Genomic DNA, 21,582 nt, shown 5'->3' with positions numbered 1-21,582 from the left:
CCCAGGCGCCCGGCGAGCCGGGCTCAGTCAGTTCAGGATGGTGGTGAAGTTGGGAACGACGACGAAGTCGCCTTTCCAGAGGGCGATGCCGGCCACCATCTCGGCGGGCCAGCTCATGCCGACGCGCGGCGTCGCGTCGGGCGAAGGAATTTCGATTTCGGTGACCTCGTAGACCTTGTCGGCCACGATCCCGGCCACCATCGGGGAGGGGTCTCCGTCGATGGCGATCTCCAGGACCACGAACCGCGTATCGGCGGTGGCTGCGGAGGCCGTCATGCCGAAGCGGACGCGCAGGTCGGCCAGCGGGATCACGGAGCCGCGCACATTAATGACGCCCGGCGCGAAATCGCGTGCGCCCGGCACCCGCGTGACCGGCACGGGATCCAGGATCTCGCGTACCGCGGCGGCGTCGACGGCGAAAAGCTCGTCGCCAAGCCCCAGCATGACGACGCGCTTGGTGGATTGGCCTGCAACAAACGCCATCATGCCGCCTCCCTGTCGCCGTGAGCAGGCCGGGCCCGGCCGCCGACCAATTGGCCGACATCGAGGATCAGCGCCGGCAGGCCGTCGCCCATGATGGTGGCGCCCGAGAAGGCCTCCACATCCGCGTGGAGGCGCGACAGCGACTTGATGACCGTCTGGTGGTGGCCGAGGATCTGGTCGACCACGAGGCCGACGCGGTTCTGGCCCGCCGCCACCACGACCACCTTCTGGTGCTCGCCCGGCGCGCCGGTTTCGCCAAAGGCGTCCCGCAGCCGCAGGAACGGCACGAGCGCGCCGCGCACGTTGAGGAAGGACCGGCCGGCCGAGCGCTGGTCGTCGCGCCGGTCGAGCTCGATGCACTCCTCCACGGCCGAAAGCGGGATGACGTAGCGGCCGTTCGCAACCCGCACCAGCAGGCCCTCGATGATCGCCAGCGTCAGCGGCAGGCGCAGCGTGAAGGTGGAGCCCTGGCCGGGCGTGGACGTCACGTCGATGTGGCCGCGCATGGCCTCGATGGTCTGCTTCACCACGTCCATGCCCACGCCCCGGCCCGACAGGGCGGAGATCTCGCGGGCGGTGGAGAAGCCGGGCGCGAACAGCAGCTGCACCAGCTCGCTCTCGCTGGCGGGCGCGCCGGGCGCCAGCAGCCCCTGTTCCTCGGCCTTGGCGCGGATGCGCGCCAGATCGAGCCCGCGCCCGTCGTCGCGCACCGACACGTGCACCTCGGCGCCGATATGCCGGGCCGAGAGCCTGATCAGGCCGGTCTCGCCCTTGCCGGCTGCAAGCCGGACCTCGGGCGTTTCCAGCCCGTGGTCCACGGCGTTGCGAATGACGTGCACGAGCGGGTCGGCGAGGCGCTCGATCATGGTTTTGTCGAGCTCGGTTTCCTCCCCCGAGGTCACGAATTCCAGCGGCTTGCCGAGCTCGCCGGAGAGGTCATGCACGAGGCGCCGGAAGCGCGCGAAGAGCGTGCCGATCGGCATCATCCGCAGCCCCATCGCGGTGTCGCGAAGGCCGGCCGACAGACGCTCGATTTCCTCCGCCACCGCCTGCAGGGCCGGCTCTCGCCGGTTGTGCGCGAGCTGCGAGAGGCGGGCCTGCGCGATCACCAGTTCGCCGACCCGGTCCATCAGACGGTCGAGCCGCTCGGCCTGGACCCGCACGGTGGAGCCGCGATCATCGGCGCGTGTCGACGCCTCGGTGGCGGCCGTTACGACAGGTTGGGGCCCGGCAGCAGGTTCGGACTGCGCGGCGGCGCGCGTGGGCGCGGCGGCGACGTCCGAGGTCGCGGGGGAGTCTTCGTGCTCGGCGATGTCCAGCTCCATGTCGTCGATCACGAACATGAAGACGTCCTCGATGGCCGAGCGCGGCTTGTCGGTGGTCAGGTCGACACGCCAGCCGACATGGCACTCGGCGACGTCGAGTTCGCCCAGCGGCGGCAGCCGATCCAGCAAGGGCTCCACCACGCAGTCGCCGAGGCCGCGCAGTTCGTCGAGTAGAAGCAGCGGGTTGGTCCCGTTCACGGTGACGTAGGGCGCGAACCGCAGCGTCATGCGATAGCGCCTGGTCGGCTGGGCGGCCGTCGGAGTCGGCGTAACCGAAGCAGCGTCCGGCGAGGGCTGGCCGAGCAATTCACGCAGGTCGCTCAGGATGGCGTCGCCGAACACCGGGTCGGTGCTGGCGGCGTTCTCGATCAACGCGCGGATGTGATCCTTCCCGGCCAGCGCGACCTCGATCAGGCGGGGGCTCGGCTGCGCGCCGGACTTGCGGAGCAGGTCGAACGCGGTCTCGAAGTCGTGCGTGAACGCCGCCACGTCGGTGAACCCGAACATGGCGCCCGAGCCCTTGATGGTGTGCATGGCCCGGAAAGCCGCGTCGATCAGGTCGCGCGCAGCCGGGTTGGCATGGAGGTCGAGCAATGTCTGCTCGAGCTCCTCGAGCAGATCGGCGGCCTCCTGCCGAAACGTCGCGATGGGGTCCAGTTCCTCCATGGCGTCAGGCGCCCAGGAACTTGGACGCGATGGCGAGCAGCTGTTCTTTCTGGAACGGCTTGGTCATCCACCCGGTCGCGCCGGCCGCCTTGGCCTGCTGCTTGATCGCGCCGTCGGACTCCGTCGTGAGGAAGATGATCGGCACGCCGCGATAGTTCGGCAACCCGCGCAGCTCGCGGATCAGCGACAGCCCGTCCATGACCGGCATGTTGAGGTCGGTCACCACCAGGTCGAACGCCTGCGTGCGCGCCTTGGCGAGGCCCTGCGAACCGTCGCCGGCTTCCTCGACCTTGAAGCCGGCCTGGGTCAGCACCAGCCGCACCATCTGGCGAATGCTGGGTGAATCGTCCACCGTGAGGATGGTTTTCATGGTCGCCTCCTAGTTGCGCGAGAGGCTGGTCGTCGCCAGCGCGGCGATGTCGAAGCCGGCGCTTGCGAAGCTCCGCTGGACGACCGGGGCAGGCTCGTGCGCGATACGGATCTGCACGCCGGCGGCGTCTGACTGCTGGAGGGCGGCCAGCATCACCTGCACGGCGCCGAACGTCATCTGGGTCACGCGCGAGGCGTCCAGCTCGACGTCCCGGCCGGCCAGAAACGCCTCCGCGAGGGACAGCCGCAACGCCTCCGCGGCGTCGAGATCCATCAAAGAATCAAGTGGTACGATTTCGCAGCGCATTGTTTGCAGGCCCCAGACTTGCAACCTTAGGTTGATAGTTGTCATGGGCTTCATTCCATTAAAAACGCTGAAAATGGGTCCGTAAAATTTGAAACGACCCGACGAATTTCGGCTGTGCTGAACGATTGGTTACGCTGGCCGGCGAGCGAAAACGCCTGAGCGCGGCGGGGTCTCGCCACGCCACGGCGCGTGATAGACCGGAGGTCTTCAGGCGAAGCGTTCGCCGGAATCTCTCAGGTCTCTCGACGGCGCGGCCATTAGGGTGAAAAGGTAGCGTCGGCTCCGTCGCCGGGCGCTCCCGGTGAACGCGCAATCCTGCAACGCGGCGGCTTTGGCGCAGCGTTGCGCAGCCTTCCCGGAACACGCGATCATGCCGAAAATCTTTATTCTGAACGGTCCCAACCTGAACCTGTTGGGAGAGCGGGAGCCCGAAATCTACGGCTCCACGACGCTCGACGAGATTCGCCAGTGGTGCGAGGCCGACGCCCGGGAGCTCGGGATCGAGATCGACTTTCGCCAGTCGAACTTTGAAGGCGAGATCATCGAGGCGATCCACGCGGCCCGGAAGCAGGCGGCCGGCATCATCATCAATCCGGCGGCCTACACGTTCACGTCCATCGCGATCCTCGACGCGCTGAAGATGTTCGACGGCCCGAAGATCGAGCTGCACCTGTCGAACGTGCACAAGCGCGAGGAGATCTACCATAAGTCGCTGGTGTCCCGGACCGCGACGGCCGTGATGGCCGGGTTCGGCGCCCTGGGCTACCGGCTGGCCCTGCGCGCCATGGCGGAGATGACCCGATGACCCGGCTGGCCCTTGTCGGGGCCGGCCTCATCGGGCAGGAGCACGCCACGCTGATCGCAGGCCATACGGGCGCCACGCTGGCGGCGATCTGCGACCCGGCCCCCACGGCCGTCGCAACTGCGGAGCGCCTGGGCGTGCCCCTGCATGCCGACCTCGCCGCGATGTTGGATCACAGCAGGCCCGACGGCGTGATCGTGGCGTCCCCCAACCAGATGCATCGCTCGGCCGCGATCGCGTGCATTGAGCGCGGCATCCCGTGCCTCGTCGAAAAGCCGCTCGCCGACACCGTCGAGGCGGCGTTCGCGATCGTGCAGGCGTCCGAGCAGTCGGGCGTCCCGGTGCTCGTCGGGCACCAGCGCCGGCACAGCCCGGACATCCGGGCCGCCAAGCGGACGATCGAGGAGGGGGCGCTCGGCCCGCTGGTGGCCGTGAGCGGCATGACGCTGTTCGACAAGCCGGACCGCTATTTCGTCGACTGGCGCAAGCAGGCCGGCGGCGGCGTGCTGCTGATCAACCTCATCCACGACATCGACGTGCTGCGCTGGCTCGTGGGCGAGATCGACAGCGTCCAGGCGTTCACCTCCTCGGCTGTCCGCGGCTTCGAGGTGGAGGACACCGCCAGCCTGGCGATCCGCTTCCGCAACGGCGCGCTCGGAAGTTTCGTGATCTCGGATGCGGCCGTGAGCCCCTGGGCCTGGGAGTACACCTCCGGGCAGGCGCTCTACCATCCGACGCAGCCCGGCGCCGCGCTGTTCCTGGCGGGCCGCAAGGGGTCGCTGTCGATATCGGACCTTTATCTGTGGCGTCACGCCGACCCTGACGGCGACTGGCAGGACCCGCTGGTCCGCGAGCACCGGCCGGTGGAGCGTTCGCTGACCTATGTGAACCAGCTCGATCACTTCCTGGACGTGGTGAAAGGCGCAGCCGCGCCGCTCATCTCGGCGCGCGACGGCATGATGACGCTGGCGGCGACGCTGGCCATCGCCCGCGCCGGACGGGAGAACCGTGCGGTGGCGATCGGCGAGATGCTGGCGGATGCCGGGGTCACGGCATGATGGCGCGTCAGCCGGCTTGAAAGTCATTCACCCGGCTTGCAGGTCGCCCAGCTCGGGATAACGCGACCGGATGGCCGCGATGTCCTTGGCCATCTCGGCCGCGATCCAGTGATGGATCTCGTGAAGAACCGCGCGCTTGTCGCTGGTTCCGATCACGAATTCGCAGCGCCGCCCGGTTCGGATGACGGCCCGTGCGGCGGGGACGAGCTTGCCCTGCGCGAGCAGCAGCGAAACCGTGTTCAGCCAACCCAGCGCGATTCCCTGGCCGACCAGCGCGGCCTGCACGACCAGCGAGTAGTCCGCCAACGATAGCTGCTCGGCCTCGGAACGGCCCGAGCCGGGCGAGAAGATCGCGCCCCAATCTGGCTGCGCCTCTCGCAAGGTGATCATGCGCAGGGACTGTTCGACCTCCGGGCCGTCCACGCCCTCGCGGGCGAAATGCGGGGCGCAGACCGGAATCAGCAGCTCCTCCATGAGGGGCAGGACGGCGTGGTCGTCGTCGGCCACGTGATCGTACCGCATGGCGAGATCGATGCCGTCCACCGGGCCCCGCATCGGCCCGGACATGAGCTGCAGCTGGATCTCCTGGCCGGGGAAGCGCTCGTGAAAGGCGCCGAGGCGCGGCATGAGCCAGTGCGTCGCGAAGGCGGACGAAACCGACAGCAGGATCGGCTTGCGGCCGGCGTTTCTCGGGCGCGCGATCTTGGCCAGCGCCCGCTCAATCTCGCCGAAACCCTTGGTGACGGCCGCGAAGAGCTCGGCGCCATCCGCCGTGAGCTGGACGCCGCGGGGCGTGCGATCGAAGAGCTGCGCTCCGAGTTGCGCCTCCACGCGGCCGATCGTGCGGCTCACGGCCGGCCCGGTGACGCCGAGTTCGGCGGCGGCGCCCGCGAAGGTGCCGCACCTGACCGCGGCCTCGAAGGCCACGAGCCCGTTCAGGGATGGAAGGAGACGGCGCAGCGGCGGCATTACATCATGTAACTCCCGGGTGAGTATTAGTCGGATTGCGGAGCATCCGCGCAAGCGGCACTTTCGCGGCATCGCAACCGTGGCCTGCCGCCACAGGAGCTCCGCCCATGTCCTCCGCCGCCACCATGTCCTTCGCCGACTTCAAGGTCCTGACCTTCGACATCATCGGAACCTGCATCGACTTCGAGAAGGGCATCCTCGATGGATTCCGGGCGATCGGCGGATCCGCGGCCGCAAGCCTCGCCGATGACGCCATCTTCGGGCCCTACCTCACCGCGCGGGCGAAATACCCGGGCCGGTCCAGCGTGGTGATGCGCGACGTGTATCGCGACGCCGCCCGGGAGCTTGGCCTGCCGCATGACGACGCGGCGGCCGACGCCTTCATGCGCCACTTCTTCCAGTTCCCGGCATTTCCGGATTCAGCCGATGCGCTGAAGCGGCTGCGTCGCCGGTTCCGCCTCGTCGCGATGACGAACTTCGACCGCGTGGCCTACAGCGCCAGCGCCAACACGCTGGGGCTGCCGTTTCACGACAGCGTCACCGTGGATGACGCGCAGTATCCCAAGCCCGACCCGCGCTTCTTCTCGTATAATCTTGGCCGCCAGTCGGCCTTCGGCTATCGGCAGGAGGACATCCTCCACGTGGCGCAGAGCCAGTATCACGACATCGGGGTCGCCCGGGAGCTCGGCTACAAGGTCTGCTGGATCGAGCGCCGGCAGGGGCAGAAGGGTTTTGGCGGCACGCCCGAGCCCAGGCAGGTCACCAAGCCCGACTTCCACTTCGCCAGCCTCGGCGAACTCGCGGACGCTGTGGAGCGGGAGTTCGGCCGCTGAGCCGCAGGGCGGCGGTCAGCGGCTCTCGATATTGGAGACGTGATTGAGGGCGATCACCCAGCGGCCCTCGCGCTTGCGCATCAGGCGGGTGTTGACGCCCGTCTGGTTGCCGGCCGGCCGCACCAGCGCGTAGTCGCTGATCAACTGGGCGGCGTCCGGCGCCAGCATCTCGATGCGGATGTTCGAGAAGGCGAGGCGGCCCTGCGAGCCCGGCGAGCCCCCGTAATCGGCGACATAGTGGTCCAGCGTGCCCTGCCAGTCCTTCTGGATGCGGCCGCGCGAGACAAAGATGACGTCCGGGTTGGCGAAGCCTTCCATGTAGCCGGGCATGTCGCCGCGATTCCACGCGTCCTGCATGGCGGCGATCACGGCGCGGATGGCGGCTTCCTCGTCGGCGTTGGTCATCGTGCGGTCGTGCCTTTCGGTGCTGGGTACGCGTAGACCACACGTCCGGGGCCCTGCACGCAAGAGCCGTCGATTTCGCGCCGTGCTGGTCTGGGTTGCGCTAAAGCGATTGACCTCGAGACCCTCCGTTGAAATACGCATGGGTTGCGAGAGACGTCTTCGCATTCAGCAACTTGGAAGTTCCATGACGTTCACGACCCGACCTGAACTGCGGGGCACCTTCGGGGCCGTCTCGTCGACCCATTGGCTCGCCGCCACGGTCGGCATGGCGGTTCTCGAAAAGGGCCACACGGCGTTCGATGCGGCCGTGGCGGCCGGCTTCGTGCTGCAGGTGGTGGAGCCGCACCTGAACGGGCCGGGCGGCGAAGTCCCCATCATCGTGACGCCCGCTGGCGCGGACGCGCCTGTCGTGATCAGCGGGCAGGGGCCGTCGCCGGCGGCCGCCACGGTGGCGCATTTCCGTTCGCTCGGGCTCGACATCATTCCAGGCACAGGGCTGCTGCCGGCCTGCATCCCGGGCGCGTTCGGGGCCTGGCTGACGCTGCTGCGCGACTACGGCACGGCCGACCTCGAAGACGTGCTCGCGCCGGCCATCTCGTACGCCCGCACCGGCCATCCGCTGGTGCCGCGCATCGCCAACACGATCGCGCAGATGCGCGAGCTCTTCACCACGCATTGGCCGAGCTCGGCCGAGATCTACCTGCCGGGCGGCGTTGCCCCGCAGGCGGGGCGGCTGTTCCGCAACCCGCACATCGCCGCCCTGTACGGCGAGATCCTGGAGCGGACGCGCGGCGTCGGCGGTCGCGAGGCGCGCATACAGGCGGCGCTCGACTTCTGGTACCGGGGCCCGATCGCGGAACAGATCGAGGAGTTCTGCGCCACAGAGGAGGTGTGGGACGTCTCGGGCCGCCGCCACAAGGGCCTCATCACCGCGCAGGACATGGCGGACTATCAGCCGCTGGTCGAGAAGCCGGTTTCGGTCGCTTATGGCGACTACGAAGTCTTCAAGTGCGGGGCATGGTCCCAGGGGCCGGTGCTGCTGCAGATGCTGCAGATCCTGAAAGGGACCGACATCGCCGAGTTGGACCCGACCGGCCCGGACTTCGTGCACCTCGTGGCCGAGACCGCCAAGCTCGCCATGGCGGATCGCGAGTGCTGGTATGGCGACAGCCCTGACGTTCCGCTCGAGGCGCTGCTTTCTTCGGGCTACGCGGATGAGCGCCGCGCCCTGATCGGCGCCGAGGCCTCGACCGAATTCCGCCCCGGCTCGCCGGACGGACGCGCGCCTGTGTGGCCGCCGTTGCGGCCGGTCGGGACCATCCCGCAGCCCGGCGTCGGCGGCGGCGAGCCCACGGTGGCGCGGCAGGTCGCGCCCGCGATCGACCGGCAGGGCGAGGCCGCCCTGACGCCGGAAGGCGCGCAGCGCGGCGACACCGTGCAGGTGAGCGCGGTGGACCGCTGGGGCAACATGGTTTCGGCGACGCCGTCCGGCGGGTGGTTCCAGTCGAGCCCGGTGATCCCGGGGCTTGGCTTCAGCCTCACCACCCGCGGCCAGATGTTCTGGCTGGAGGAGGGGCTGCCCTCCAGCCTCAGGCCTTCGGTGCGCCCGCGCACCACGCTGACGCCCTCCACGGCCTTCCGCGACGGCAAGCCCTACATGGCTTTCGGCACGCCGGGCGGCGACCAGCAGGACCAGTGGCAGCTCATCATGCTGCTGCGCCACGTCCACGGCGGCATGAACCTGCAGGAGGCGATCGACGCCCCCGCGTTCCACACGGATCACCTGCCGAGCTCGTTCTGGCCGCGCGAGACGAGCCTCGGCTCGCTGACGCTGGAATCGCGCTACCCGCAGGACGTGCAGGACGATCTCGTCAGGCGCGGCCACCGGATCACGCTCAACGATCCGTGGTCCGAGGGCCGGCTCGCCGCCGTGGCGCGCGAGATGGACGGCGACGTCCAGCTGGTGAAAGCGGGCGCAAATCCGCGCGGCGTGCAAGGCTACGCGGTCGCGCGATGACGCTCATGAAGAACAAGCCCAACAGGAGAGGGACGTCGATGAAACCGATCTATCTCGCGCTCGCGGCCAGCCTGGCGCTCGGCAGCCTGTCCGCCGCCCCGGCGGCGGCGCAGAACACGCTGCGCATCGGCCTGCAGGACGATCCCGACACGCTGGACCCGGTGTCCAACTGGAGCTTCGTCGGCCGCCACGTGCTGCAGTCGCTGTGCGACAAGATCGTCGACATCGACGAGAACGGCCAGATCATCCCCATGCTGGCGGCGAGCTGGGAGTGGAACGCCGACAGCACGGCGCTCACCCTGAAGCTGCGGCCCGACGCGGTGTTCCACGACGGAACCAAGGTCGACGCAGCGGCGATCAAGTACAATCTCGACCGTGAGCTGACGATCAAGATCTCCCGCCGCAAGGCCGAGATCAGCGCCATCGCGTCGGTCGACGTGGTCGATCCGCTCACAGTGAAAATCAACCTGAAGGAGCCGTCCGTGCCGCTGCTGGCGGCGCTGAGCGACCGCGCCGGCATGATGATCAGCCCCAAGGCCGGCGAAGCCCTTGGCGAGAAGTTCACGGACGCGCCGGTCTGCTCCGGCCCCTACAAGTTCGTGGAGCGCGTCACGCAGGACCGCATCGTCCTGGACAAGTTCCCGCAATACTACGCGGCCGACAAGTTCAGCTTCGACCGGCTGATCTATCGCGGCATGCCGGACTCCAACGTCCGCCTGCTCAACCTGCGCTCCGGCCAGCTCGACCTCATCGAGCGCATGGCGGCCACGGACGTCAAGGCCGTGAAGGCCGACAAGGGCTTCACGGTCGTGCCCGTGGTGGGCCTCGGCTATTACGGCATCACGTTCGACATCAACGGCGAGGGCGCGGACCTCGACGCCGGCAAGAAGGACCTCGTCCGGCAGGCCTTCAGCCTGGCGATCGACCGCGAGGCGATCAGCAACGTGGTGTTCGACGGGCAGGCCAGCATCGGCAACCAGCCGTTCCCGCCGACGAGCCCCTATTACGACAAGAAGTTCCCTGTGCCGCCGCGCGACGTGGCTGCCGCGAAGAAGAAGATGGCCGAGGCCGGCGTCAAGTCGGTGAACCTGGAGCTGCTGGTGCCCACCGACGCGGAGCGCCAGCAGGTCGCCCAGCTCGTTCAGGCCATGGTGGCCGAGGTCGGCATCACGATGACGATCAAGCCAACCGAGCTGATGACGCTGCTCGACATCGCCCGGCAGGGCAAGTTCGAGGCGCATCTGGTGGGCTGGAGCGGGCGCGTCGACCCGGACCTGAACATCACCCCGATGCTGGCCTGCGGCGCCTCGGGCAACGACGCCAAGTACTGCAACAAGGAGCTCGACGGCATCCTCACCAAGGCGCGTTCCATCGGCGACGCCAACGCCCGCAAGGTCGAGTACGACAAGGCGAACGCGATCCTGCAGAAGGACCTGCCGATCGTGTACCTCTACCATTCGCAGTGGATCTTCGCGCACAACGCCAAAATCACCGGCATGAAGCCCGCCCCGGACGGCATCATCCGCCTCTCCGGCGTGAAGCGGACGAACTGAGGTTGCGCCCCGGCCGATGAGCATGTCGACAGCCCCGACCGAGACCTCTCCGACCCGCGCCACGCGGGCCGGCGAGGACGCGCCCACGGTTCTTGACGTCCGCGACCTGCGCGTCACGTTCTCGAATGACGGGCGCACCGTCACGGCCGTGGACGGCGTCAGCTTCACGGTGAAGAAGGGCCGCACGCTCGCCATCGTGGGCGAGTCCGGCAGCGGCAAGAGCGTCACCTCGCTGGCGATCATGCGCCTCCTGCCGGAGCATTCGGCCCGGATCTCCGGGTCGGTCGCGTTCGAGGGCCGCGAGCTTCTCGCCGAGCCCAAGAGCGCGATGCGCGACCTGCGTGGCGACCGGATGGCGATGATCTTCCAGGAGCCGATGACCTCGCTGAACCCGTCCTACACGGTCGGCGAGCAGATCAACGAGGTCATCCTACGCCACCGCCCCTTCACCAAGGCGCAGGCGACCGAGCACGGGATCGCGATGCTGCGGCTCGTGCGCATTCCGTCGCCCGAGCAGCGCTACGGGCAATATCCGCACAACCTCTCTGGCGGCATGCGCCAGCGCGTGATGATCGCGATGGCGCTGGCCTGCGACCCCGAACTGCTGATTGCCGACGAACCCACCACCGCGCTGGACGTCACCATCCAGGCGCAGGTGCTGGACCTGATGCGCGAGCTGCAGGGCAAGACCGGCGCGGCCATCATCCTGATCACGCACGACCTCGGCGTGGTGGCGGAAGCCAGCGACGACGTGATCGTGATGTATGCCGGGCAGGTGGTGGAGCAGTGCTCGGTGGAGGACCTCTTCACCTTCCCGCAGCATCCCTACACGGTGGGGCTGCTCGGCTCACTGCCCCGCATGGACGAGAAGCGCGAGCGGCTGGTGGCCATCACCGGCACGGTGCCGGACATGGCCCATCCGCCGTCCGGCTGCCGCTTTCAGGCGCGCTGCCCCTTCCGCATCGAGAAATGCGCCGAGACGCCGGCGCTTACCGAAATCACCGCCGGCCATTTCAGCCGCTGCTGGCGCGCGCCGCTGGAGACCTTGGTTCCGTGAACGCAACCGCCGCCTCACCCCCGGGGCCGATCATCGAGGTCCGCGACGTCGCCAAGAGCTTCGTGGTGAAGCGCAGCGTGCTGGGCCGCCCGCTGGCGCGGCTCGGCGCGGTGGACGGCGTGTCGCTGGCGCTCATGCCGGGCGAAACGCTCGCGATCGTGGGCGAGTCCGGCTGCGGCAAGTCCACGCTCGGCCGGCTGATGATGCGCCTCCTGGAGCCCAGCGCCGGCCAGGTGCTGATCGCCGGGCGCGACGTCACCCGCATGAGCCACGGCGCCATGCGCGAACAGCGCCGGCACGTGCAGCTCATTTTCCAGGACCCCTACGCGTCGCTCAACCCGCGCATGACCATCGGGCAGACCATCGCCGAGCCGCTGATGCTGCAAAACATCGTGCCGGCGAACGGGCGGGCGAGGCGCGTGGCCGAACTGCTCGAAATGGTGGGCCTGCGGCCCGAGCTGGCGAGCCGCTACCCGCACGAGTTCTCGGGCGGCCAGCGCCAGCGCGTCGTGATCGCGCGGGCGCTCGCGCCGGAGCCGGACGCCATCATCTGCGACGAGGCTGTGTCGGCGCTCGACGTCTCGATCCAGGCGCAGATCCTGAACCTGCTGAAGGACCTGCAGGCGAGGCTCGGCCTCGCCTATGTGTTCATCTCGCATGATCTCGGCGTCGTGAAGCACATCGCCGACCGGGTCGCGGTGATGTATCTCGGCAAGATCGTCGAGATCGGCACGGCCGAGGAGATCTTCAGCGCCCCGCGCCACCCCTATACGCGGGCTCTTCTGTCGGCCATCACGGTGGCGGCGCCGCCCAGCCTGCAGCGTGCGCGGGCGGCGCGGCTGCACGGCGACCTGCCGAGCCCGCTGGCCCCGCCGCCCGGCTGCCGCCTCCACACCCGCTGCCCGCATGCGCGGCCGGCCTGCCAGCAGGTGGACATGAGCCTCGACGTCGAGCCTAGCGGCCACGCCAACGCCTGCGCGTTCTGGCGCGAGCTGCCGCCGCAGGACGAGGCTTCGCGCATCCGCGAGCCCCGCAACGCCAAGCTCGAAGAGCTGTTCGGCGCCTTCGAGGCGATGGCGGCCACTTCGGCCGCCGAAACGGCCGCTTCGGCGGCCGCCAAAGCCGCGCCCATGGCGGGAGGCTGACGGATGGGCTCCCTTCTCCTGCGCCGGCTGCTGCAGCTGGTCCCCACCATCGTGATCCTGTCGCTGATCATCTTCTCGCTGCAGCACATGCTGCCGGGCGACCCGGCGCTCGTGCTGGCGGGCGAGAACCCCGACGAGGCGACGCTGGCGGCCATCCGGTCGCAGTACCACCTCGATCAGCCCATCGTGGTGCAGTACCTGTACTGGGTGAAAGGCGTGCTCACCGGCGATCTCGGCGAGTCCATGCGCCACAACCGGCCGGTTCTCGCCCTCATTCTGCTCAAGCTGCCGGTGACGCTGCAGCTCGCCGTGATGGGCATCATCGTCGCGCTGGTGCTCGGCATCGCGGGCGGCGTGATCTCGGCGTTGCGGCAGAACACGCCCGTCGACTACGCGGCCAATATCGTGTCGCTGGCAGGCATCTCGGTGCCGAACTTCTGGCTTGGGATCATGCTGATCCTGTTCTTCTCGGTGCATCTCAACTGGCTTCCGGCCTCGGGCTTCGTCAGCCCGTGGGAGGACTGGCGGATGAACCTCGCCACCACGGTGATGCCGGCCTTTGTGCTCGGCACCGCCATCGCGGGCGTCATCATGCGCCACACTCGCAGCGCCATGCTGCAGGCGCTGGAGAGCGACTATGTGCGCACGGCCCGCGCCAAGGGCCTGAGCGAGTGGGTGGTGGTGTTCAAGCACGCCATGCGCAACGCGCTAACGCCGATCATCACGCTGGGCGCGCTGGAGTTCGGCGCGCTGCTGTCCGGCGCGGTGCTGACCGAGCAGATTTTCACGATCCCGGGTTTCGGCAAGCTGATCGTGGACGCGGTGTTCACCCGCGACTACCCGGTGGTGCAGGGCGTGGTGCTGGTCACGTCGCTGTTCTACATCACCCTGAACCTCCTGGCCGACATCGGCTACATCCTCGTCAACCCGCGTCTGAGGAGCTGACGGTGGGGACTTCGCAAACCCTCGCGACGCCGGCCGCCGCACCCGCCGCCCGGACCGGGCTGTTCCAGAGCCGGCTCTGGCGTCGGCTCGCCCGACGCAAGAGCGCGCTGGTCGGCCTCGCGGTGGTGCTCCTGGTGGTGTTCGTGGCGGCGTTCGCGCCGCTGCTCGCGCCCTATGATCCCATCGCGCAGAGCTGGACGGCGGTGCGCAAGGCGCCGTCGGCCGCGCACTGGCTGGGCACCGACGAGGCGGGGAGGGATCTGCTGTCGCGCATCATCTGGGGCGCACGCGCGTCGCTGATGGCCGGCCTGACGTCGGTCGGCATCGCGATGGCGATCGGCGTTCCGCTCGGGCTCGCGGCCGGCTTCCTGGGCGGCCTCGTGGACGGGCTGATCAGCCGCTTCACGGACGCCATGCTGGCCTGCCCGTTTCTGATCCTCGCCATCGCGTTCGCGGCCTTCTTCGGGCCGAGCCTCTTCAACGCCATGCTGGCGATCGGCATCACGGCGACGCCGCTGTTCATCCGGCTGACGCGCGGCCAGGTGCTGTCCATCAAGGCCGAGGACTACATCGAGGCCGCCAGCGCGGTCGGCAACCCGCAATGGCGCATCGCGGTGCGGCACATCCTGCCCAACATCCTGCCGCAACTGATGGTGCAGGCGACGCTCACCATCGCGTCCGCGATCATCGCGGAGGCCAGCATGAGCTTCCTCGGGCTCGGCCTGCAGCCTCCTGCGCCGTCCTGGGGCTCGATGCTGAACAGCGCCCAGCGCTTTCTCGGTAACGCGCCCTGGATGGCGCTGTGGCCCGGCATCGCCATCTTCGCCACCGTTCTGTCGTTCAACCTGCTCGGCGACGGCCTGCGGGACGCGCTCGATCCGCGTTCGCGGTGAGCAGGCGCGCCGCATGAACGCTTCCCCCGCCGCGGAAACGGACGGCCTCCCGCAGCCCCGGCGCATCTACGCTGTCGGCGCCCTGATGGCCGCCATCGTGCTCGCCGTGCTGGACGGGGCCATCGCCAATGTGGCGCTGCCCACCATCGCGTCCGTGCTGCAGGTCAGCCCGGCCGACGCGATCTGGGTGGTCAGCGGCTACCAGCTCGCCCTCGTGATGGCTCTGCTGCCCTGCGCGGCGCTGGGCGAGAGCCTCGGCTACCGGGTCGTGTTCGTGGCCGGCGTGGTGCTGTTCACGGCCGCATCGGCGCTCTGCACCTTCGCGCCGTCGCTGCCCTGGCTCGTGGCGGCGCGGTTTCTCCAGGGGCTCGGCAGCGCGCCCATCATGGCCCTGATGGCGGCGCTGCTGCGCTTCACCTATCCGCACCGGCTGCTCGGCTCGGCGCTCGGCTGGAACGCGCTCGTGGTCGCGCTGGCCTCGGCCGCCGGGCCTGCCATCGGCGCCGCCATCCTGTCGGTCGCAAGCTGGCCTTGGCTCTTCGCGGTCAACATACCGGTCGGGATCGTGGTGCTTCTGGCCTCGCGGGCTTTGCCGGAAACCAAGGGCACGGGCCGCTCGCTCGATCTCGTCAGCGTCGCGCTGAACGCCGCCGTGTTCGGGCCGCTCGTGATCGGCGTCGACCTGATCACGAGCCGCCCCGGCCTCGCGGCGGGGCTGATCGCGCTCGCGGCGGTGAGCCTCGTGGTGCTGATCCGCCGCGAGATGCCGCGGGAGGCGCCGCTGATCCCGCTCGACCTGCTGCGCGGCGGGCCTTTCCGGATCTCGGTGATCGCGTCCGTCTGCTGCTTTACGGCCCAGATGGTGAGCTATGTGGCGCTGCCCTTCTACCTGCAGCACGGGCTGGGGCAGAACGCCTTCATGACCGGCCTCTACATGACGCCATGGCCGCTCGCCGTCGCGGTGGCCGCGCCGCTGTCGGCCCGGATGTCCAACCGCGTTTCCACGGCGTGGCTGTGCGCCATCGGGGGCGCGACCCTGAGCCTCGGCCTGCTGCTGATCTCGGTATGGCCGCTGCATGCCCAATTGGCGGCGCTGATCCCGTTCACGGTGCTGTGCGGGCTCGGCTTCGGGTTCTTCCAGACGCCCAACAACCGCAACATGCTCCTGTCCGCCCCGCGCGAACGCGCCGGCGCGGCGGGCGGGATGCAGGGCACCGCGCGCCTCGTCGGGCAGACGAGCGGCGCGGTGATCATGGGGCTGCTGTTCACCGTGGCGGCGGCCGAGAGCGCGCCGCGCATCGGCCTGGCGATCGGCGCCGCGCTGGCGCTGGCGGGCGGGCTCGTCAGCCTGCTGCGCGTGGGACGCTGAGCCGCCATCCACCGCTCGTCGCGTCCAGCCAAGCACTAGTCGTTGGCGGCCATGGCGGCTGTGCTAGTTTGGCGCTCTGATCCCGAAGCTTCCGCACCCGGACCTTTCTCGCGCATGCGCTATTCGATCTTCTCCCTGGCCGCGCAGGCCCTGAAGGGCAATCGCGGCTGGGGCCCGGCCTGGCGCGACGCCGCGCCCAAGGCCGAATACGACGTCGTGATCGTGGGCGGCGGCGGGCATGGCCTCGCGACCGCGCATTATCTCGCGAGCCGCCACGGGATCACCAATGTGGCCGTCGTCGAGAAGGGCTATGTCGGCTCCGGCAATGTGGGGCGCAACACCACCATCATCCGCTCCAACTACCTGCTGCCCGGCAACACGCCGTTCTACGAACTGTCGCTGAAGCTCTGGGAGGGGCTGGAGCAGGACATCAACTTCAACGCCATGGTGAGCCAGCGCGGCGTGCTGAACCTCTACCACTCGGATGGCCAGCGCGACGCCTATGCGCGGCGCGGCAACGCCATGCGGCTCGCCGGCGTGGACGGCGAACTGCTCGACCGCGAGCAGGTGCGCGCGATGGCGCCGTTCCTGGATTTCGACAATGGGCGCTTCCCCATCCAGGGCGGGCTTCTCCAGCGGCGCGGCGGCACGGTGCGGCACGACGCGGTGGCGTGGGGTTACGCCCGCGCGGCCGACCGGCGCGGCGTCGACATCATCCAGCATTGCGAGGTGACGGGCATCTCGGTGCAGAACGGCCGGGTGACAGGCGTCGAGACCACGCGCGGCCCGATCCGGGCCAGGAAGGTGGCGCTGGCGGCCGCCGGCAACTCCTCGCGCGTCGCCGCCATGGCGGGGTTGAGGCTGCCGATCGAGAGCCACGTTCTGCAGGCCTTCGTGTCCGAGGGCGTGAAGCCGCTGATCGACACCGTGATCACGTTCGGGGTCGGCCACTTCTACATCAGCCAGTCCGACAAGGGCGGGCTCGTGTTCGGCGGCGACATCGACATGTATAATTCCTACGCCCAGCGCGGAAACCTGCCGACCGTGGAGCACGTGATGGAGGCCGGCATGGCGATGTGGCCCGGCCTCGGCAGGCTGCGCACGCTCCGGCAGTGGGGCGGCGTCATGGACATGACCATGGACGGTTCGCCCATCATCGACCACACGCCCGTGCAGGGGCTCTACCTCAATTGCGGCTGGTGCTATGGCGGGTTCAAGGCGACGCCGGCGTCGGGCTTCTGCTTTGCGCACCTGATCGCCCGCGACGAGCCGCACGAGGTCGCCGCGCAGCTGCGGCTCGATCGCTTCGCCACGGGCCAGCTGATCGATGAATCGGGCGCCGGCGCGCAGCCGAACCTTCACTGAACGGGCAGGGGCCGCGTCCATGAGAATCGCCTGTCCGCACTGCGGGGACCGTGACTCGGGGGAGTTCACCTATCTGGGAGACGCCACCGTGCGCCGTCCCGCCGCCGACGCGCCCGCCGAGGCGATGTTCGATTACGTCTACCTGCGGGACAATCCGGCCGGGCCGCACCGTGAATACTGGCGCCACAGCGCCGGCTGCCACGCCTGGCTGGTGGTGACGCGCGAAACGCGCACCCATGCGATCTCGGACGTCCGGCCCGCCCGGCGGGGAGCGGCCGCATGATCGAGCAGCCGAACCGGGCGCCGCAGGGCGGCCTGATCGACCGGAGCCGGACGCTGCGGTTCCGCTTCGACGGCCGGGACTATGCCGGCCATGCGGGCGACACGCTCGCGTCGGCGCTGCTGGCCAACGGCGTGCGCCTCGTCGGGCGCTCGTTCAAGTACCATCGCCCGCGCGGCTTCCTGTCGGCGGGGCCGGAGGAGCCCAACGGCATCGTCGAGCTGCGCACGGGCGCACGCCGCGAGCCCAACACGCGCGCCACCACGGCCGAGCTTTTCGACGGGCTGGAGGCGCGCAGCCAGAACCGCTGGCCGTCGCTCGCCTTCGACCTCCTGGCCGTGAATGGCCTTGCGGGCCCGCTGTTTAGCGCGGGTTTCTACTACAAGACCTTCATGTGGCCGGCGGCCTTCTGGGAGAAGCTCTACGAGCCGCTGATCCGCCGCGCCGCGGGCCTCGGCCGCGCCGCCGGGGCGCCCGACCCCGACCATTACGAGAAGGCGCACGCGTTTTGCGACGTGCTGGTGATCGGCGCCGGCCCGGCCGGTCTGGCGGCCGCGTTGGCGGCGGGCCGGTCCGGCGCGCGCGTGGTCCTGTGCGAGCAGGATTTTGAATTGGGCGGGCGGCTGCTGTCGGACCGGCGCGAGATCGACGGGCGGCCTGCGGGCGAGTGGCTGCGCGACGCGGTGGCGGAGCTCGAGAGCCTGCCCGACGTCACCATCATGCGGCGCACCACCGTGTACGGCGCCTTCGATGGCGGCACGTTCGGGGCGGTGGAGCGCGTGGCCGACCACTTGCCGGTTCCGCCGCCGCACCAGCCGCGGCAGCGGGCCTGGCGCATCGTCGCCAGACGCAGCGTGCTGGCGGCCGGCTCCATCGAGCGGCCGGTGGTGTTCGCCGGCAACGACACGCCCGGCGTGATGCTGGCCGGCTCGGTTCGCACTTATGTGAACCGCTTCGCGGCGCTGCCGGGGCGTGACGCCGTGGTGTTCGCCACCGCCGGCGAGGCCTGGTCCACCGGCCGCGACCTCGCTGCCGCCGGCGCCCGCGTGTCCGCGCTGGTCGACCCGCGGCCGGAGCCCGATCCGGCGCTCGCCGCGCTGGCGCGGGAGATCGGGGCCACGCTGCATTCGGGCTCCGTGGTGAGCGCCGCATCTGGCGGACGCGCCTTGAGCGCCGTGACGCTCCGGGACGCGCAAGGGCGCGAGCAGGCCGTCGCGTGCGATCTCCTGGCCGTGTCCAATGGCTGGAACCCGACGCTGCATCTCACCTCGCACCAGAACAACAAGCCGGCCTGGAATCCGGCGATCGACGCCTTCGTGCCCGACAAGCTGCCACCCGGCATGAGCGTCGCGGGCGCGGCGGCGGGCGTGTTCGCGCTTGCCGACATCCTCGCCGAAGGCGCGCGGCTCGGCGCTGAGGCGGCCTCCGCCTGCGGGTTCGCCGCACCGGTCGCTCAGGCTCTGGATGCCGATCCCGAGGCGCCCGGTTCCGCCCCGCTCTGGCGCGTGCCGGGCGGCAGGGGCAAGGCTTTCGTGGATTTCCAGAACGACGTCACGGATTCCGACATCGAGCTCTCGGCCCGCGAGGGCTACCGCTCGGTGGAGCACCTGAAGCGCTACACCACGCTCGGCATGGCGACCGACCAGGGCAAGACCTCCAACCTGCCTGGCCTCGCGCTGCTGGCCGAGCAGACCGGGCGGACCATCCCGGAAACCGGGACCACAATCTTCCGCCCGCCCTTCACCCCGATCGCGATCGGCGCGCTGGCCGGCCACCACCGCGGCAAGGATTTCCGGCCGCTGCGGCTCAGCCCCACGCATGAATGGTCGCGCGAGCAGGGCGCGGTGTTCGTCGAGAGCGGGTTGTGGATGCGGGCGCAATACTACCCGCGTCCCGGCGAGGCGGACTGGCTCGAAACCGTGAACCGCGAGGTGCTGGCCGTGCGCGGCGGCGTCGGCATCTGCGACGTCTCCACGCTGGGCAAGATCGACGTGCAGGGCGCGGACGCGGCCGAATTCCTGGAGCGCGTCTACATCAACCATTGGAAGTCGCTGCCCGTCGGCAAGGCGCGCTATGGCGTGATGCTGCGGGAGGACGGCTTCGTCATGGACGACGGCACCACGTCGCGGCTGGGCGAGAGCCACTATCTGCTCACCACCACCACCGCCAACGCGGGCGCGGTGATGCAGCATCTCGAATTCTGCCACGAGGTGCTGTGGCCCGAGCTCGATTTGCGGCTGGTTTCGGTGTCCGAGCAATGGGCCCAGATGGCCGTCGCGGGGCCACGCTCGCGCGACCTGCTGCGGGCCGTGGTGGATGCCGGGCACGATCTCTCGAACGAGGCGACGCCCTATCTGGCCGCCCGCGCCATCACGGTGGGCGGCGGCGTGCCGGCGCGGCTGTTCCGCATCTCCTTCTCGGGCGAGCTCGCCTACGAGATCGCGGTCCCGGCCGGCTACGGCCACGCGCTCGCGACCGCGCTGACCGAGGCCGGCCGGCCGTTCGGCGTCACGCCCTACGGGCTCGAGGCCATGGCGGTGATGCGCATCGAGAAGGGCCACGCGGCCGGCGGTGAGCTCAACGGCCAGACCACCGCGCGCGACCTCGGTCTCGGGCGCATGATGTCATCCAAGAAGGACTATATCGGCCGCGTGATGGCCGGCCGCGAGGCGCTGGTCGCGCCCGAGCGGCCAATCCTGGTCGGGCTGAGGCCTGTCGATCCGGCGCAGCGGCTGCGGGCCGGGGCGCATTTCGTCGCGGTCGACGCCGCCGCCACCATGGCGAACGACCTTGGCCACATGACCTCGGTGGCCTTCTCGCCAAACCTCGGATGCTGGATCGGGCTCGGCCTGCTGGCCGACGGGCAGAAGCGGATCGGCGGGCGCGTGCGGGCCGTGGATCCCGTGCGGAACGGCGACATCGAAGTGGAGGTCTGCAGTCCCGTGTTCATTGATCCGGAAGGGGCGCGCCTCCATGGTTGAGACCGCAATGGCGGGTTGGACCCGGCGCAGCGCCTGGGCCGACGCAGCGCGAGCCGGCCGCATTGGCGCGGAGAACCGCACCGGCGTCGTGGTGGAGCTCCTGGACGGGCTCGGGATCGCGACGCTGATCGTCGCCGATGGCGGCGGGCCGGCTCTGGCCGCCGCCCTTCGCGACCGGCTCGGGATCGCGCCGCCGGCGACGCCGCTGATCCGGCGCTCCGCCAGCCGCGCGCTGGCGTGGGCCGGCCCCGACCGCTGGATGCTGATCACCGACGCGCACGCGGATCTCGCATCCGCCTGCGACGGGCTCGGCGCGCTGGCGGCGGTATCGGACCAGAGCGACGGCTGGGCGGCCCTGCGGGTCAGCGGCCCGAACGTGCGGCGCATGCTCGCCAAGGGCGTCATGCTGGACCTTCATCCCTCCGCCTTCCAGGACGGCGCGGTCGCGCTCACGGCGGTTTCGCACATCAACGTCATGATCTGGCGCGAGGGCGAGACATTCACGCTGCTCGCGCCGCGCAGCATGGCGGGCAGCTTCTGGTCGTGGCTGGCGGCCTCGGCGGCCGAGTTCGGCTGCGACGTTCGGGGCTGAGGCAACCTGCCTCGCCGTCATTGCGAGCCGGAGGCGAAGCAATCCAGTCTAGCGCCCGGTTTTTAGACTGGATTGCTTCGCTGCGCTCGCAATGACGAGAGGGGATGACCTCCTTCGCGCTCTCTCCGTCATGGCCGGGCTCGTCCGGGCCATCCACGCGGAGCCCAA

20 protein-coding genes are annotated in these 21,582 nt (G+C 69.6%); 14 read left to right on the top strand and 6 right to left on the bottom strand.

Annotated elements, in window-relative coordinates; genetic code table 11:
• Positions 1–27 precede the first annotated feature (27 nt).
• From AC1DSZ_RS16860 to AC1DSZ_RS16845, 4 genes are read right to left on the bottom strand one after another with little or no spacing between them, the layout of a single operon-like run.
• Positions 28–483: a chemotaxis protein CheW gene (locus AC1DSZ_RS16860; protein WP_476839506.1), complete on the bottom strand. Its 456-nt coding sequence runs from the start codon at positions 481–483 to the stop codon at positions 28–30.
• The gene (locus AC1DSZ_RS16855; protein ID WP_476839505.1) at positions 483–2,474 is read right to left on the bottom strand and encodes a chemotaxis protein CheA; all 1,992 of its coding nucleotides are present in this window, start codon (positions 2,472–2,474) and stop codon (positions 483–485) included. Before AC1DSZ_RS16855 ends, AC1DSZ_RS16860 begins: the two co-directional genes overlap by 1 nt.
• A 4-nt stretch (positions 2,475–2,478) precedes the next feature.
• On the bottom strand, positions 2,479–2,844 hold the full coding sequence (locus AC1DSZ_RS16850) for a response regulator (protein ID WP_476839504.1): 366 nt from the start codon (positions 2,842–2,844) through the stop codon (positions 2,479–2,481).
• Positions 2,845–2,853: 9 nt separating this feature from the next.
• The gene (locus tag AC1DSZ_RS16845; RefSeq protein ID WP_476839646.1) at positions 2,854–3,150 is read right to left on the bottom strand and encodes an STAS domain-containing protein; all 297 of its coding nucleotides are present in this window, start codon (positions 3,148–3,150) and stop codon (positions 2,854–2,856) included.
• Positions 3,151–3,520: 370 nt separating this feature from the next.
• On the opposite strand from AC1DSZ_RS16845, the gene aroQ reads away from it, so the two are divergent.
• Entirely contained in the window at positions 3,521–3,955 is a 435-nt protein-coding gene (aroQ, locus tag AC1DSZ_RS16840; protein ID WP_476839503.1) for a type II 3-dehydroquinate dehydratase, read from the top strand.
• Positions 3,952–5,010 (top strand): Gfo/Idh/MocA family protein, encoded by a 1,059-nt coding sequence (locus tag AC1DSZ_RS16835; RefSeq protein ID WP_476839502.1) that lies wholly within the window; start codon positions 3,952–3,954, stop codon positions 5,008–5,010. Before aroQ ends, AC1DSZ_RS16835 begins: the two co-directional genes overlap by 4 nt.
• A gap of 27 nt (positions 5,011–5,037) precedes the next feature.
• On the opposite strand, the gene AC1DSZ_RS16830 is transcribed toward AC1DSZ_RS16835, so the two are convergent.
• Positions 5,038–5,979 carry a LysR family transcriptional regulator gene (locus AC1DSZ_RS16830; RefSeq protein WP_476839501.1) on the bottom strand — a complete coding sequence of 314 codons (942 nt, stop codon included), beginning with the start codon at positions 5,977–5,979 and terminating at the stop codon, positions 5,038–5,040.
• A 125-nt stretch (positions 5,980–6,104) separates the two neighbouring features.
• Here AC1DSZ_RS16830 and AC1DSZ_RS16825 point away from each other — a divergent pair, with 125 nt between their 5' ends.
• Positions 6,105–6,812, top strand: a complete 708-nt coding sequence (locus AC1DSZ_RS16825; protein ID WP_476839645.1) for an HAD-IA family hydrolase — start codon at positions 6,105–6,107, stop codon at positions 6,810–6,812.
• A 15-nt stretch (positions 6,813–6,827) separates the two neighbouring features.
• On the opposite strand, the gene AC1DSZ_RS16820 is transcribed toward AC1DSZ_RS16825, so the two are convergent.
• The gene (locus AC1DSZ_RS16820) at positions 6,828–7,217 is read right to left on the bottom strand and encodes an SgcJ/EcaC family oxidoreductase (protein WP_476839500.1); all 390 of its coding nucleotides are present in this window, start codon (positions 7,215–7,217) and stop codon (positions 6,828–6,830) included.
• A gap of 184 nt (positions 7,218–7,401) precedes the next feature.
• On the opposite strand from AC1DSZ_RS16820, the gene AC1DSZ_RS16815 reads away from it, so the two are divergent.
• From AC1DSZ_RS16815 to AC1DSZ_RS16765, 11 genes are all read left to right on the top strand, one after another.
• A complete protein-coding gene (locus tag AC1DSZ_RS16815; protein ID WP_476839499.1) occupies positions 7,402–9,234 on the top strand; it encodes a gamma-glutamyltransferase family protein in 1,833 nt (610 codons plus the stop codon).
• Between the two features lie 38 nt (positions 9,235–9,272).
• Positions 9,273–10,787: an ABC transporter substrate-binding protein gene (locus tag AC1DSZ_RS16810; protein ID WP_476839498.1), complete on the top strand. Its 1,515-nt coding sequence runs from the start codon at positions 9,273–9,275 to the stop codon at positions 10,785–10,787.
• A gap of 22 nt (positions 10,788–10,809) precedes the next feature.
• Positions 10,810–11,844: an ABC transporter ATP-binding protein gene (locus AC1DSZ_RS16805; protein WP_476839644.1), complete on the top strand. Its 1,035-nt coding sequence runs from the start codon at positions 10,810–10,812 to the stop codon at positions 11,842–11,844.
• Positions 11,841–12,989 carry an ABC transporter ATP-binding protein gene (locus tag AC1DSZ_RS16800; RefSeq protein WP_476839497.1) on the top strand — a complete coding sequence of 383 codons (1,149 nt, stop codon included), beginning with the start codon at positions 11,841–11,843 and terminating at the stop codon, positions 12,987–12,989. The genes AC1DSZ_RS16805 and AC1DSZ_RS16800 overlap by 4 nt, the downstream gene beginning before the upstream one ends.
• Positions 12,990–12,992: 3 nt before the next feature.
• On the top strand, positions 12,993–13,934 hold the full coding sequence (locus AC1DSZ_RS16795; RefSeq protein ID WP_476839496.1) for an ABC transporter permease: 942 nt from the start codon (positions 12,993–12,995) through the stop codon (positions 13,932–13,934).
• A gap of 59 nt (positions 13,935–13,993) precedes the next feature.
• Positions 13,994–14,827, top strand: a complete 834-nt coding sequence (locus AC1DSZ_RS16790; RefSeq protein WP_188519685.1) for an ABC transporter permease — start codon at positions 13,994–13,996, stop codon at positions 14,825–14,827.
• Positions 14,828–14,840: 13 nt separating this feature from the next.
• Positions 14,841–16,196, top strand: coding sequence for an MFS transporter (locus AC1DSZ_RS16785; RefSeq protein WP_476839495.1), 1,356 nt, complete (start codon positions 14,841–14,843; stop codon positions 16,194–16,196).
• Between the two features lie 114 nt (positions 16,197–16,310).
• Complete coding sequence (locus tag AC1DSZ_RS16780; RefSeq protein ID WP_476839494.1) at positions 16,311–17,561, top strand: sarcosine oxidase subunit beta family protein; 1,251 nt, start codon at positions 16,311–16,313, stop codon at positions 17,559–17,561.
• 19 nt (positions 17,562–17,580) lie between these two features.
• Positions 17,581–17,844: a sarcosine oxidase subunit delta gene (locus AC1DSZ_RS16775; protein WP_476839493.1), complete on the top strand. Its 264-nt coding sequence runs from the start codon at positions 17,581–17,583 to the stop codon at positions 17,842–17,844.
• Entirely contained in the window at positions 17,841–20,822 is a 2,982-nt protein-coding gene (locus tag AC1DSZ_RS16770) for a sarcosine oxidase subunit alpha family protein (RefSeq protein WP_476839492.1), read from the top strand. The genes AC1DSZ_RS16775 and AC1DSZ_RS16770 overlap by 4 nt, the downstream gene beginning before the upstream one ends.
• The gene (locus tag AC1DSZ_RS16765; protein WP_476839491.1) at positions 20,815–21,414 is read left to right on the top strand and encodes a sarcosine oxidase subunit gamma; all 600 of its coding nucleotides are present in this window, start codon (positions 20,815–20,817) and stop codon (positions 21,412–21,414) included. The genes AC1DSZ_RS16770 and AC1DSZ_RS16765 overlap by 8 nt, the downstream gene beginning before the upstream one ends.
• The last annotated feature ends 168 nt before the right edge of the window (positions 21,415–21,582 follow it).

The sequence above is a fragment of the Alsobacter sp. P4_H11 genome (assembly GCF_056400925.1).
The sequence above is the reverse complement of the archived record's forward strand: the minus strand, read 5'-3'. Positions and strand labels throughout refer to the sequence as shown.

Coding starts and splice junctions, on each gene's coding strand:
- AC1DSZ_RS16770 (WP_476839492.1), top strand. CDS start 17,841: ATGATCGAGCAGCCGAACCGGGCGCCGCAGGGCGGCCTGATCGACCGG.
- AC1DSZ_RS16815 (WP_476839499.1), top strand. CDS start 7,402: ATGACGTTCACGACCCGACCTGAACTGCGGGGCACCTTCGGGGCCGTC.
- AC1DSZ_RS16835 (WP_476839502.1), top strand. CDS start 3,952: ATGACCCGGCTGGCCCTTGTCGGGGCCGGCCTCATCGGGCAGGAGCAC.
- AC1DSZ_RS16765 (WP_476839491.1), top strand. CDS start 20,815: ATGGTTGAGACCGCAATGGCGGGTTGGACCCGGCGCAGCGCCTGGGCC.
- AC1DSZ_RS16820 (WP_476839500.1), bottom strand. CDS start 7,217: ATGACCAACGCCGACGAGGAAGCCGCCATCCGCGCCGTGATCGCCGCC.
- AC1DSZ_RS16860 (WP_476839506.1), bottom strand. CDS start 483: ATGGCGTTTGTTGCAGGCCAATCCACCAAGCGCGTCGTCATGCTGGGG.
- AC1DSZ_RS16775 (WP_476839493.1), top strand. CDS start 17,581: ATGAGAATCGCCTGTCCGCACTGCGGGGACCGTGACTCGGGGGAGTTC.
- AC1DSZ_RS16845 (WP_476839646.1), bottom strand. CDS start 3,150: ATGCGCTGCGAAATCGTACCACTTGATTCTTTGATGGATCTCGACGCC.
- AC1DSZ_RS16850 (WP_476839504.1), bottom strand. CDS start 2,844: ATGAAAACCATCCTCACGGTGGACGATTCACCCAGCATTCGCCAGATG.
- AC1DSZ_RS16805 (WP_476839644.1), top strand. CDS start 10,810: ATGTCGACAGCCCCGACCGAGACCTCTCCGACCCGCGCCACGCGGGCC.
- AC1DSZ_RS16810 (WP_476839498.1), top strand. CDS start 9,273: ATGAAACCGATCTATCTCGCGCTCGCGGCCAGCCTGGCGCTCGGCAGC.
- aroQ (WP_476839503.1), top strand. CDS start 3,521: ATGCCGAAAATCTTTATTCTGAACGGTCCCAACCTGAACCTGTTGGGA.
- AC1DSZ_RS16780 (WP_476839494.1), top strand. CDS start 16,311: ATGCGCTATTCGATCTTCTCCCTGGCCGCGCAGGCCCTGAAGGGCAAT.
- AC1DSZ_RS16855 (WP_476839505.1), bottom strand. CDS start 2,474: ATGGAGGAACTGGACCCCATCGCGACGTTTCGGCAGGAGGCCGCCGAT.
- AC1DSZ_RS16785 (WP_476839495.1), top strand. CDS start 14,841: ATGAACGCTTCCCCCGCCGCGGAAACGGACGGCCTCCCGCAGCCCCGG.
- AC1DSZ_RS16830 (WP_476839501.1), bottom strand. CDS start 5,979: ATGCCGCCGCTGCGCCGTCTCCTTCCATCCCTGAACGGGCTCGTGGCC.
- AC1DSZ_RS16795 (WP_476839496.1), top strand. CDS start 12,993: ATGGGCTCCCTTCTCCTGCGCCGGCTGCTGCAGCTGGTCCCCACCATC.
- AC1DSZ_RS16825 (WP_476839645.1), top strand. CDS start 6,105: ATGTCCTTCGCCGACTTCAAGGTCCTGACCTTCGACATCATCGGAACC.